This window comes from Methylobacterium sp. J-090 (genome assembly GCF_022829345.1).
Taxonomy (GTDB): Bacteria; Pseudomonadota; Alphaproteobacteria; order Rhizobiales; family Beijerinckiaceae; genus Methylobacterium.
Genome location: NZ_JAKSXV010000063.1, coordinates 23,732 through 36,292 on the forward strand (window position 1 = coordinate 23,732; position 12,561 = coordinate 36,292).

A 12,561-nucleotide genomic window follows, 5' to 3' on the forward strand; every position below is an offset into this window, starting at 1 on the left:
GGCTGCCCGCCACGTCCTGCCTGCCACGTCCTGCCCCATCCGGGCACCCACGGGGCATAAGCCTTTGAGCGGCATGACCGGTTAGGCATGACCGGTTAGGATACCGTCATAGTCGTCTCTGGCCGGCCGCCGCATCATTCGGATGCGGGCGCACCGACGGCGTGGAACCGATCAATGGCGCTGGACGCCCCGACCCTGCTGCTGGTGACGGTGATCCTGACTTTCATGGTCGGGAGCCTGTTCCTGCTGTCTTGGAGCCAGGCCCGGGAGATGCACGCCCTGGCGATCTGGGGCATCGCCCACCTCGTCGGCGGCGTCGGCTCGGCCCTCCTCGCCCTGCGCGGGCAGATCTCGGATCCGCTGTCCATCGGCCTCGCCAACACCCTGATCATCGGCGCCTACGGACTGATCTGGAACGGCGTCCTCGCCTTCGAGGGGCGGCGCCTGCGCCCGTGGCCGGTCCTCCTCTGCATCGCCCTGTGGAGCGGCGCGTGCCTGGTACCGGACTTCTTCGCCTCCCTGTCGGCGCGGATCGTCCTGGCGTCCGGCGTGGCCGCCGGCTTCTGCTTCTCCATGGCGGCCCTGGTCTGGAAGGGGCGGACCGAGCCCCTGGTCTCCCGCTATCCGGCCACGATCCTGCTTACCGGCTACGGACTCATATACGCCGTGCGCATCCCCATGGCGGTCCTGAGCCCACCCCAACCCGTCGGGGTCCATCCCCTCCAGACACCCGCCTTCGCCATCCTGGTGTGCCTCGGGATGCTCTTCACCGTGGCCCTCGCCTTCGTCTTCATGGCGCTCACCAAGGAGCGCGCCGAACGCCTCCAGCGCCTGGCCGCCGATACGGACCCGCTGACGGGCATTGCCAACCGGCGGGCCTTCGTGGCCGGGGCGAAGGCGACCCTGAGCACCCTGGACCGGACGGCGACCCTGCTGCTGTCCGATCTCGACCATTTCAAGCGCGTCAACGACACCCATGGCCACGCCGTGGGCGACGCCGTCCTCGTCGGCTTCTGCCGTATCGCCGAAATCCTGATGCCGCCCGGCACCATCGTCGGCCGCATGGGTGGGGAGGAATTCGCCTGCCTGCTGACGGGGGATGCGGACCAGGCCCTCGCCTGCGCCGATCGGATGCGCCGGGCCATCGCCCATCTCACCGTCCCGTCGCTGCCGGATCTGCGCATCGGCGTCAGCATCGGCGTGGCGACGACGCAGGTTTGCGGACCCGATCTCGACCGGCTGATGCGGGCGGCCGACGACGCCCTCTACGCGGCCAAGCGCAACGGCCGGAACCGGATCGAGCTCGGCGGACCCGGCCCAGATCGGCTCCCGGCGAACCCCGACGCCGCCCTACTCGATCCGCACCATCACGCTGTCGGAGGCACCGGTGGCGTCCATCACCGAGATGCGGGCGAAGCCGGCGCCCTCGGGACTCCACGCAGCGTGTCGCCGGGCGCCCCCGGCCACGGGCAGGCCGTCGACCATCCAGGTCAGGGGCGGCACCCCGCCCAGGGCCTTGAGGGCGAGACCCGTGTCAGGCGCGCCGCCCGCTCGGCCAGGGTCTGAACCGAGGTCCGTGAGACCGAGGTCGATCCGAGCGCCGTCGGGCGGATAGGCGATCCTGAGGGCCGCCCCCAGGGCGCCTTGGACGGTCTTCGGCACGTCGCGGCGGATGTGGCGCAGGGGCGGCGGCAGGCCGGCGGTGGTGGTCACCAGGGCGTCGGCCGGTTGGGGCACCGCCTCGGGTTCGCCCCCGAACCGCGCGAAGGCGTCGAACAGGATCGGGGCGGCCACCACCCGTCCGACGAGGCCCGGCACGGCGTTGCCGTCCGGTCGCCCGGCCCAGACTGCGAGGGTCACCCGCCGGTCGAACCCCACGGCCCAGGCATCGCGGTAGCCGTAGGAAGTGCCGGTCTTGTAGGCGATCCGGTTGGGAAGGGCGTTCTCGGGCGGCGGCGCCCCGCGCAGGATGTCGGCGACGTACCAGGCCGCCACGGGCTCGGCGATGCGGGCTTCGGATGGGCCGGGGGCGGGCGCATCGAGGCGGCGCAGAAGGGGCGGCACCAGCCCGCCCCGGGCCAGCCCCGAGAACAGCCGCGCGAGGTCGGTCAGCGTGATGCCGAGCCCGCCCAGTGCCACGGGCAGGCCGGGGGCGGTGTCGCGCGGCAGCTCGATGCGCGCGCCCGCCGCCCGCAGGCGGGCGATGAACCGGGCCGCGCCCACCGCCTGGAGTAGCTCCACCGCCGGCACGTTCAGCGAGAGCTGGAGGGCGCGCCGCGCCGTCACCGTGCCCTGGTAGCCGAGGTCGAAGTTCTCGGGCGCGTAGGCGCTGGGAAAGCGCACGGGCCGGTCGTCGAGCTGGGTCTCGGGATGGGCGATCCCCTGCTCGAAGGCGAGCGCGTAGATGAACGGCTTCAGGGCCGAGCCCGGCGAGCGGATCACCCCCGTCATATCGATGGCGCCCGCGCGCGTAGCATCGCCGTGGCCGGGGCTGCCGACCTGGGCCAGCACCGCCCCCGTGCGGTTGTCGAGCGCCAGGATGGCGGTGGAGAGGCCCGGTCCCAGGGCGGCGGCGCGCTCGGTGGCGAGCGCCTCGAGGCTCGCCTGCAGGCGCCCGTCGAGGGTGAGGCGGATGGTTTTCGCGTTGGAATCGGCCGCGACCGCCGCCTCCGCCGCGTGCGCCGCCAGCATCGGGAACGGCTTTCGCGCGTGCGGCACCGGCTCGGCCTTGGCTGCCTTTGCCTCGGCCGGGGTGATGATCCCTTGCGCGGCCACACGGTCGAGGACCCGGTCGCGGGCGCGCCGGCCGGCCTCCGGGAAGCGGTCGGGCCGGCGCGCCTCGGGGGCCTGGGGCAGGGCCACCAGCAGCGCGGCCTCGGCGAAGGAGAGCCGCGCCGGGTCGCGGCCGAAATAGGCCAGACTCGCCGCCCGCAACCCCTCCACCGGGCCGCCATAGGGGGCGAGCGCGAGGTAGAGGTCGAGTACCCCGGCCTTGCCGAGGCGGCGCTCCAGTTCGACGGCCCGCACCATCTGGCGCAGCTTGGCGGTGAGCGAGCGCGCCGCGCGGGGCTCGACGAGGCGGGCCACCTGCATCGACAGGGTCGAGCCGCCCGAGACGATGCGGCCGTGCCGCAGCCATTGCCCGGCGGCGCGGAGCGTCGCGGCCGGATCGACGCCCGGATGGTCGGCGAAGCGCCGGTCCTCGTAGGCGTTAAGCATGGCGAGCATGCGCGGATCGACCTGCCCTGCGGAGAGCGGCAGGCGCCAGCGCCCATCCACGGTGGCGAAGGGGCGCAGCAGCCCGCCGTCGCGGTCGAGCACCACGGTGGAACGGAGACTCGCCTGGGTGAGATCGAGCGGCGGGAGGGTGGCGACGAAGCGCCAGAGGGCGAGGGTGGCGACGAGGAGCATCGTTAGAAGGAAGACAGACAGCCCAGTTGCGACTGTCCTCATCGATCGCCGGCATCGCAACGAGCTCCCTCTCCTGGAAGGAGAGGGTTGGGGTGAGGTGTGCGAACTCTCCGAACAAGTCACACACCTCACCCTGTCCCTCTCCTTCCAGGAGAGGGGACCCGCGCCTTTCACGCCTCCCCTTGCATTACCTGCCGTTGCAGAGGGCTGTTCACCCTCGCCCGTAGCGGAACCGGAGATCGGCGCCCCGCGCGTCATCGTCCTACTTCGCGCTCACCACCACGGACCCGAAGCCCGTGCGCCCGAAGCGCTCGGGCCGGTACATGTCCTCGATGGTGGCGGCCGGGTGGACGTAGGTGCCGGGCGAGACGGCGCGCACGGTGTAGGCGACGCGGAAGAACGCCGATTGCTCGGGCGTCCGCTCGTAGGCGGCGACGAACCGGTCGTCGCGGAACGCCGTATAGACCGGGGCGACGTCGGACTTGGCGAAGGCGAGGCCGGCGAGCGCGTCGGCATCGAGGAGCTTCGGGTTGTCGATCTCCAGGCCGGCGGGCAGTCGGTCGACGAGGAGCAGGCGCCCGGGGCTGGCCTTGGCCTCCGTCACCTTGAGGACGACCACAAGGCGGTCGTTCTGGCGAACCCCTTGGGTAAGATCGACGGGGCTGCCGTCGAGGCGGTGATAGGTCCGCTCGATGGCGTAGCCCCGCGATTCTGCGGGTTCCGGCGCGATGGGATTGCCGACCACGCTCACCACCATCTGGGCCGTCGTGGTGCCGGCGTTGACGATGGCGACGGGCTTTTCCGCCAGCGCGTCGCCGCGATAGAGCTGCGCTAAGGCACCAGCCTCGGGCTTGCCGTCGATGGTGAAGCGCAGGGCGTCGGAATCCTTGGCGAGGCCTTGGGCGGCCATCACCATCCAGGCGTTCTCCTGGGTGCTCGTCGGGCGTCCGCCCTGGCGCTCCTCGGCGATCACCGTCGCCAGGGGCTGGACCGCGTCGCGGGCGAGCCCCGTCTCGGCGGCGAGCGTCAGGAGGCCGGCACCGTCGCGCAGGCGCGAGCCGTAATCCGGCCGGTCGGTGGGGCCCGGTCCCTTCAGCGCCGTCACCGCCGAGGCGAAGGCCTTGGCGGCCCGGCCCCGGTCGCCCAGCAGCGCCAGGGCCGCCGCGATCTGGCCGCGCCCGAGGGGCGTCGAGAAGGCGTCGATCCGGGTGTCGGCGAGGTAGCGCAGGTCGCCCATCACCGGGCGTCCGTTGCGGGCGAGCACGTAGGCCGCGTAGGCGATGTCCATGCCGCCGTCGCGGACCTCGCTCGTGTTGGCCACCGCGTTGCGCAGGCTGTCGAGGGCGCTGGCGAAGGCGGTCGGCGGCACGGCGAAGCCGCGCTCGCGCGCCCGGGTGAGGAAGTCGGTGACGTAGGCGTTGAGCCAGACGTCGGTCTGGCCGCCGACGGACCACAGGCCGAACTCGCCCGACGCGCCCTGGCGGGCGAGCACCCGGTCGATGGCCTCGCGGATGTGGGTGTCCACCGTGTCGTCGAGGCCCATCCGGTCCTGGGGCGCCGCGCGGCTCAAGCCCAGGAGCGGCATCGCCCGGCTCACGGTCTGCTCGGAGCAGGCGTAGGGGTAGCGCTCCAGGGCCTGGAGCAGGGCCGGTACGTCGAGGCCGGCGAGCGTCGAGGCCGTGACCGAGACGGCCCCGGTGCCGGGCAGGATGTCGGCCAGGAGCTCGTCCGTCACCCGCAGGGTCGCGCCGGGGGGGAGCGGCTGCACCGTGCGGCGGGCGAGCGGACCCGTGCCGGCGCCGATCCCGAGGGCGAAGCTCTGGCCGAGGCCGGGCGGCAGGCCGGGGCCGGAGAGGGTCACGTCGAGGCGCGTCGTGCCGGGACCGGCGGCGGTGATGGGGATCACCAGCGCCCCCTTGGCCCCCGCCTCCAGCCGCAGGGTCTTGTGGAGCGCCTCGGCGCCCACCACCACGGAGCCGGTGAGGCCGAGATCCACGGTGTAGTCGCCGGCCGGCCCCTCGACGTTGTCGATGGCGATGTGGAAGCGCGAGCGGTCGCCGACGTTGAGGAAGCGCGGCAGGGTGCCGGTGAGGATGACGGGATCGCGGATGACCACGTCGGCCTGGGCCGCGCCGACCTTCGCCCGGCTCCAGGCCGTGACCATGACCCGGCCGGTCCCGTTGAAGGCCGGGAGCGGGAAGCTGACGATCGCCCGCCCATCGGGGCCGACGGTGACGGGGCCGGAATAGAGGGCGAGCGGCGCCTGGGTCGGCGGCGTGTCGGCGAGTTCGGCCGCGCCGCCGTCGCCGCCCGAGCGGATGGCGCCGAGCGTCCCCTGCATCCCATCAATGAGGTATCCGTAGAGGTCGCGGATCTCCGGTCCCAGGGCCTTCTGGCCGAAGAAGTGGCGGAACGGATCGGGGGATTCGTAGCGCGTCAGGTTGAGGATGCCGACATCGACGAGCGCCACGCTGACCCGGGCCGTCTCTCCGGGCCCAAGGCCGGCGAGGCGGATCGGCAGGGTCAGGGTCTCGCGGGGTCGCGCCTTGGCCGGCGCCTCCACGGTGACGGCGAGGCTGCGGCTCGCCGGGTCCACGGCGAACCACGCCACCCCGAGCGCCCGGCCCGGCAGGCGCTTCGCCGCCTGATCCAGGGGCCGATAAGCGGTGGCGACGAGGTAGGCGCCGGCCCCCCATTCGGGCTTGACCGGGATGTCGACGGTAGTCCCACCGCTCGGCACCGCCACGGTCAGCACGGCGTGGACCCGGTCGCTCACCACCGCGAGGGTCGCCTGACCGGCAAAGCGCGGCTGCAGGCGCGCCCGCAGGGTGTCGCCGGCAGAGTAGGCCGGCTTGTCGAGGCGGAGATCCAGGAGGTCGGGCACGTCCGCCGTCTCGCCCCCGCCCCAGCCGACCGTGAAGGTGACGCTCGCCGTGGCCTGCGGCCGGCCGGGCACGCTCGCCTCCAGGCGATAGGTGCCGTAGGTTACGACCGAGTTGATCCGGCCCAGCGCCTCGGCCGTGAGATCGAGCTTGCCGTCGGCGAGGCGCCGGGTGCTGGTGACGGGCTCGAACGACCAGCGCCCGCCCTCGCGGTACCACTGGTAGGACTTCTCGACTTTCTGCAGGGTCCAGGCGACGCCGGCCTGGGCGAGGCGCCGTCCGTCGGGCGCCGCCATGGCGACCTCGAAACCGGCGGTGCCGCCCTCGGGCAGGTCGCCCGCGAAGGTCTTGCGGAGGGCGAGCACCGGACCGTCGGGCAGGATCGGCAGGGTCAGGCTGCGCGACAGTGCCCGGCCGCCCGGCTCGCCGACCTGAAGGGTGATGCGGGCCTCCGTGGGGCGCGGCGCGGGAACCGCCGGCACCGGCACGGTGAGGCGGGCGGCCCCCTGCGCGTCCGTGGTGGCCCGCGCCTCGACCTCCTGGGAGACGGCCTCGACCCGCTCGTCGTCGAGGCCGACGGAGAAGCCCTCCAGTCCCTTGATGCCGCTGCCCGCCGCCTGCTGAACCAGCACGGTGCCGGAGACCTCGAGCCCCGAGCCCGGTGCGCCGTAGAGGTAGCGCGCCGCGACATCGATGGTGGCCGGCGCGTCCCGGAGGAGGCTCGGGGTCGCGCTCGACAGCGTCACCTCCAGGCGCTCGGGCACGTAATCCTCGACGAGGAAGCTCGCCTCGCCGATGGCCGGCGCCTTGGGGTCGGTATAGGCCGACACCCGCCAGGTGCCGTGCATGGCGCCCGCCAGGAGGGGCACGGCGAGCGAGCGGCCGCCGAGGCCGGCATCCGGCACGGCGACGCGGCGGGCCTCGACGCCGTCGGGGCGCTTGAGCACGAGCGTCAGGGGCAGGTCGGGCACCGCGACGCCGACGGCGTCGCGCAGAAGTGCGGTGAGGTTCACGGTCTCGCCCGAGCGGTAGACCCCGCGCTCGGGGAACACGTAGGCCTCCACGGCCCCGGGCTGCGGCCGGCCCTTCACGCCGCGATCCGTGAGGTCGAAGGCGGATTGGTTGAGGTCGAGGAAGCCGTAATCGTCGCCCAGCTGCGCCACGACGAGGCCCGGCGCGATGCCGCCCTCTCCGCGCGCGAGGCCGGCCGCGAAGGCAACGTGGCCCTGCGCATCGGTCTTCGCGGTGGCCAGAACCTCGTTGTTGCGGGCCACCAGCCGGATCTCGGCGCCCGTCACCACGGCGGCGGAGGCGAGCGAGCGGGCGAAGACGTGGACCCCGTCGCGGCCCTTGAACACGGTGAGCCCGAGATCCGAGACCACGAACCACTGCGTCGCTTGGTTGTCGTAGCCCCCCTCCTCGTCCACCGCACTGGCGACGCCCGAGGGCTGGGCCAGCATCACGTAGAGGCCGGGTTCGAGCTTGCCGACCGCCTCGAGCACGGGGAAGGCGGTGACAGCCTCGGCGTTCGGCTCGGCCTTCGCCGTGTCGAGCACGCCCTTCCAGACCCGCTGGCCCTTCTGCTCGGCGATGGTTTTCGCCGTGGAACCGTTGAGCTGACTCAGGAAGTCCTCGGAGCGCAGGGAGGGCAGCAGGCCGCGGTCGCCGATGCGCAGGACCTCGATGTCGAGCTTCGGGGCGTTGACCGAGACCAGGGGCACGCCGGCCTGGCCCGTGCGCGGCAGGACGTAGTTGCGCCCGGTGAACCGCACCTGGGGCGAGCGGTCCCGGACGTAGACCTCGTAATCGAAAGACTTGAGAAGGGTTTCGCCCGCCGCCGACGGAATTCCCTGGCGCAGGACGAAGGCGTAGCGCTCGCCGTGGCGCAGGCCATCGACGCAGACCTGCTGGCCGCTGCCCGTGACGGCGGCGTTGGCCGCGCCCGAGACGGCGACGAAGGGGGTGAAATCGGTCTTCGGGGCCAGCCCTTCCGAGAATTGGAAGCAGACGCGCGGGGCGGCTGCATCGGAATCGACCTTGTAATCGAGGATGCGGAAGCCGTGCTCGGCGCGAAGCCCCTCGTAGGTCTCGCGCACCTGCGGATCGTCGGCGAGCGCGAGGCTGGCGCGATAGGCCTCGAGGGCGGGGCGCCATTCGGATTCGGCGGCCTGGACCTCGCCGAGGGTGGCGAGGGCCTCGGCCTCCCCGGCGGCGGTGGCCGCGCGCAGGTACCCGACATAGGCGGCGGCCCGGGCGTTGCGGCGCAGGCGCAGGCGGGCGGTGTAGTCTCCGGTCTCGCTATTGCCGACGGCGCTCGCGGCGCGGGCATAGGCGAGCCAGTTGTCGGAATTGCCCGGCTCGGCGGCAACGGCGGCCCCGAGGGGCTTGAGCGCCTCGGCCGGCTTTTCGGCCTCCATCAGGGCTGCCCCATCGGCGCGTGCCCGGGCCGCCGGACGCGGGGGGCCGGCCTCGGCCTTGAGGGTGGCTTCGAGGCGCACGCCGTCGCTGGCGAGGTTTTCACGCTGAAAGGATTTTTGTGAGGGCGCCTTCAGGGCCGCCCTGGCGGGCTGGCCGAGGGGAGCCTGCGCATACCCGGGGACGATCAGTCCGCCCAAGAGGGCGAAAGCGCCGGCCGCGAGGATCATCGTCCGACCGCGCCGTGCCGCGCCCGTGCGTTCCGTCGATCGCGACATCACCCACCCCATCGACTCGCGCCATCGGCGCCACGGTTCAGGGCCGGAACCGTAGCACTTCGCCTCGCGCCCGCAATCGGGATCGACGGCCCTGGAATTCGCGCGTCGGCTCTGCCAAGCTTCGGCCCTCGCCTCGGGGGCACGGATCATGGCGCGAAGCGGTCGGGCTCGTTGGATGGCGGTGATCGTCGCACTCCTGGCCGCGCCGATTCCCTGGCCAATGCAGGCCCTGTCCCAGTCGCCCCCGGCGCCGCGTCCCAAATCGCCGCCGCCCTCACCCGGCAAGCCCGCCGCACCGGACCCAGCCTTCGAGGCGGCCAAGGCGGCGTTCGAGGCCCTGCCGGAGACCGAGCGCAAGGGCCTTCAGGACGCCCTGGTCTGGACGGGCGATTTCAACGGGGTCGTCACCGGCACCTTCGGAAAGCGCACCCACGACGCGCTGACGGCCTACCAGAAGCGCGCCGGCGGCGCGGGCACCGGCCCCCTCGACGCGCCGGGTCGGAGCGCACTCCTCAAGGCCGGTGCAGCGGCGCGGAACGCAGTGGGCTTCGCCGTCAGACCCGATCCCGCAAGCGGCACGGTCCTCGGCTTGCCCGAGCGGCGGCTGCCGAAACGCGGGCCGATCCCGGGCGGCACCCGCTGGCAGAGCGCGGATGGCCGCATCACCGTGGAGGCGAAGTCGTTCCCTCCTGGCGAGACCAGCCTGGAGGCTGTGTTCGCCCGCATCACTGCACCGAGCCCGGAGCGGCGCGTGACCTACAAGCTCCAGCGGCCCGACTTCCTCGTGGTCACCGCCGAGACGGCCACGGGCAAGTCCTACATCCGCTACGCCGCCGGGGAGATGGGCGTGCGCGGCCTGACGCTGGGCTACGACAAGGCACTCTCGGAGACGTTCGACCGCCTCGTCATCGCCATCGCCAACAGCTTCGTGCCGTTCCCCGACGCGGCACCGGCGGCACCGGCCGTTCCGGTCGCCCGTGCCGCCCCGACGCCACCCCTGCCGGCCGACAGGCCGGCCGCGCCGCACGCGACGGGGCTGGTGGTGGGGCCGGGGCGGGTGCTCACGAGCGCGGCGGCCTTCGACAAGTGCGCATCCCCGCGCATCGACGGCCAAGCGGCCCGCATCGCGGTGCGCGACACGGACCTGATCCTGCTGGACAGCACGGGGCTGACGAAATCCGGCTTCTTCCCGCCCCTGCGGCCCGAGGCGGCGACGCCCGCGGAGGCCATGCTGGTTCTGTCCGCCGAGGCGGGCGGCGCGGTGACGGCGGCACCGAGCGCCCTCGCGCAGGACGGCCGGATTACGGCGCCGCTTCAGCCTGGGGCGGGCGGGGCGCCGATCCTCGATCCGGCCGGAGCCCTTGTCGGACTCGTCTCGGTCTATCCCACCGCGCCGCGTCGGGTGGCCGGCGTGGTGCCGCCGGCCCGCTACGGAACGGTGGCGGGCGCCCGGATCGGGCAATTCCTGACCGCCGCCGGCATGGCGGTTCCGGCGGCCGACGCGACGGCCGCACGGCTGGCGGACGCCATCGTGGGAATCGCCTGCCAGCCGTGAGCGATCAGAGCCGCCCGGTGACCAGAAGCACGATCAGGATGATGATCAGGATGCCGCCGAGACCGAAGCTCTGGCCGCGGTAGGCGCCGCCGCCGAGAAAATTGCCGCCGCCGAGGACCGCGAGAATGAGGATGATGAGGAGGATGGTGGTCAAGGTCATGGAACGGAACTCCGGCGCGCGCCCAACCGCTGTGGCGTGAGCTTGACCGTTCAAACGCCCCGCGGCCGATTCCGTTCAACCGCACGTGCAGGGGAATCCGTTGCGCGCGCCGATTTTTGAAAGTTTTACGATCGATCGCGTCCGTCGCGCCGGATTGTCTCTCACAAAACTTCCGCTGCACCGTTGGTCGCAGAGCGAGAACCGTTCGGGATCGGGAGTTTCGTGAGGCACTCCTAGTAGAGCGGCGGGATTTCGACGTTGGGGATCGGGAACGGACCGAGCATGAGGCGGCCGTCCGCCAAGCGCAGGGGCGGCAGGGCCTTGAGGGCCGGATCGCCCGGGGTCGCCGCGTCAGGGGCGGCCTCGGCGCGGGCGCGGCGGCCTCCGCCGAGGAACTGACCGACGAGGTTGCCGATGAGGGCCCCCTTCTCGGCGCCGAAGCGCTGTCCCATGACCTGTCCGACGATGGCCTCGACGCCGGCGGCGCGCAGGTCGATCTGGCCCTCCGGGCGGTGGGCCGCATCGAGCCCGAGGCTGCCACGGGCCTGAACCCGGCGGTCGCCCTTGGCCAGGGACAGGAGGGCGATGTCGAGGCTGCCGCCGGCCTGGCGCCACGCCTCCAGCTCCCGCGCCACCGTTCCGGTCCGCAGGGTCGCGGCCCGGTTCACGGTGGCGTCGAGGGCGATGTCGGCCGCACTGGTGTTCCCGACGAAGGGATCGACCAGCGGCACCCCGGCCTTGGCGACGCGCAGGCTGAGATCGACGGCGCCGTCGGAGGCGAAGCGCCCGGGGGTCGGGCGGCCATGGGCTTCCAGGTGCTGGGCATCGAAGGCGATGTCAGGCTGTCCGGCCCCACGCACAGTGCCCTTCAGGGTGTCGACCGCCAGGGAGGCACGCACGAAGCCCTCGGATGCTCCGTGGAAGCTGGCATTCAGGGCGGTCCAGGTCACGTCGCCGGTGAGATCACCCTGCTCCACATGGAAGGGGCCGGCCACCTTGAGGATTCCCTGGCGCGGCTGGTAGACCTGAACCACGGCGGTCACCGGCCCGAGGGTGAAGCGGCTGTCGGCGCGGGCGAAGGCGAGGGAGGCGCAGCGCAGTTCGATGCGGAACGGATAACCGGCGATCGAGCGGTCGGCGCAGGTCCAGGTGCGGCCCGCCGCCGCCTCTGCGGCCAGCCAGGCATCCATCTCGCGCGCCGCCCGGTCGCGGACCCAGAACCACGCGGCCGACCACAGGACGACGAGGGTGGCGAGCAGGATGAAGGGGACGAACAGGCCTTTTCGCGATGGGGCGCGGGTCGCGGCCGGTATCTTCGTCGTTGTCATCGCGTCCCCGCCGCCGTCGAACCTTCGGAAGCGGGCCGTCTCGGGGCCTCGCCGTCCATCCGGCATGGCCTATCAGGGTCTTGGCGGCGAAAGCATGGCCGCGATTGGCGGGTTCAGGCGTCGGTCATCGTATCGGCCATCGTATCGGTCATGGCGACGGCGCCGAAGTCGGCCACGATGGCGCTGCGCTCGGCCTCGGTCTCGGCGAGGCGATGGACGTGCATCTCGTTGGCGCCGCGATACCGGGCGCGGGCCATCCAGTTGCGGGTCAGGCGCTCGCGCGGACTCTCTCCGGCGGAGGCCACGCCGACGATCTCGCCGATCCCCGCCGCGTCGCGGCGCACGGCCAGGACCACCGCATCGCCCATGTCGTCGAGCTCCGGCTCGGCGAGATCGTGGATGCCGACGATATAGCGGCGACCGGACCGGCCACGCCACGCGCTCAGCACCAGGGCCGGGGTTCCGCGCAGGCCTGCGGTGGTTCTGAGGCGTTCTTCGTGCACCGGTCGTCTCCGTGCTCGGTCATCCTCGG

At 72.7% G+C, this 12,561-nt stretch carries 6 protein-coding genes and 1 pseudogene; 2 read left to right on the top strand and 5 right to left on the bottom strand.

Going from position 1 to position 12,561, the window contains the following annotated elements:
• Positions 1-792: 792 nt before the first annotated feature.
• Positions 793-1,242: pseudogene (locus tag MKK49_RS09265) on the top strand (GGDEF domain-containing protein); the annotation flags it as partial.
• Positions 1,243-1,350: 108 nt separating this feature from the next.
• Here the strand turns inward: MKK49_RS09265 and pbpC are convergent.
• Positions 1,351-3,411 carry a penicillin-binding protein 1C gene (gene pbpC, locus MKK49_RS09270; protein ID WP_244027937.1) on the bottom strand — a complete coding sequence of 687 codons (2,061 nt, stop codon included), beginning with the start codon at positions 3,409-3,411 and terminating at the stop codon, positions 1,351-1,353.
• A 262-nt stretch (positions 3,412-3,673) separates the two neighbouring features.
• Positions 3,674-8,938, bottom strand: a complete 5,265-nt coding sequence (locus tag MKK49_RS09275; protein ID WP_409565048.1) for an alpha-2-macroglobulin family protein — start codon at positions 8,936-8,938, stop codon at positions 3,674-3,676.
• Between the two features lie 223 nt (positions 8,939-9,161).
• On the opposite strand from MKK49_RS09275, the gene MKK49_RS09280 reads away from it, so the two are divergent.
• The gene (locus MKK49_RS09280; RefSeq protein ID WP_409565045.1) at positions 9,162-10,541 is read left to right on the top strand and encodes a peptidoglycan-binding domain-containing protein; all 1,380 of its coding nucleotides are present in this window, start codon (positions 9,162-9,164) and stop codon (positions 10,539-10,541) included.
• A gap of 4 nt (positions 10,542-10,545) precedes the next feature.
• Here the strand turns inward: MKK49_RS09280 and MKK49_RS09285 are convergent, their stop codons facing one another.
• From MKK49_RS09285 to MKK49_RS09295, 3 genes are all read right to left on the bottom strand, one after another.
• Positions 10,546-10,701 carry a hypothetical protein gene (locus MKK49_RS09285; RefSeq protein WP_018046049.1) on the bottom strand — a complete coding sequence of 52 codons (156 nt, stop codon included), beginning with the start codon at positions 10,699-10,701 and terminating at the stop codon, positions 10,546-10,548.
• 233 nt (positions 10,702-10,934) lie between these two features.
• The gene (locus tag MKK49_RS09290; RefSeq protein WP_244027895.1) at positions 10,935-12,029 is read right to left on the bottom strand and encodes a DUF2125 domain-containing protein; all 1,095 of its coding nucleotides are present in this window, start codon (positions 12,027-12,029) and stop codon (positions 10,935-10,937) included.
• Between the two features lie 113 nt (positions 12,030-12,142).
• Positions 12,143-12,532, bottom strand: a complete 390-nt coding sequence (locus MKK49_RS09295) for a hypothetical protein (protein WP_244027897.1) — start codon at positions 12,530-12,532, stop codon at positions 12,143-12,145.
• Positions 12,533-12,561: the final 29 nt, after the last annotated feature.

Bases quoted from the DNA above. Each gene is read 5' to 3' on its own strand.
- pbpC (WP_244027937.1), bottom strand. From the start codon at position 3,411: ATGCTCCTCGTCGCCACCCTCGCCCTCTGGCGCTTCGTCGCCACCCTC.
- MKK49_RS09275 (WP_409565048.1), bottom strand. From the start codon at position 8,938: ATGATCCTCGCGGCCGGCGCTTTCGCCCTCTTGGGCGGACTGATCGTC.
- MKK49_RS09280 (WP_409565045.1), top strand. From the start codon at position 9,162: ATGGCGGTGATCGTCGCACTCCTGGCCGCGCCGATTCCCTGGCCAATG.
- MKK49_RS09285 (WP_018046049.1), bottom strand. From the start codon at position 10,701: ATGACCTTGACCACCATCCTCCTCATCATCCTCATTCTCGCGGTCCTC.
- MKK49_RS09290 (WP_244027895.1), bottom strand. From the start codon at position 12,029: ATGACAACGACGAAGATACCGGCCGCGACCCGCGCCCCATCGCGAAAA.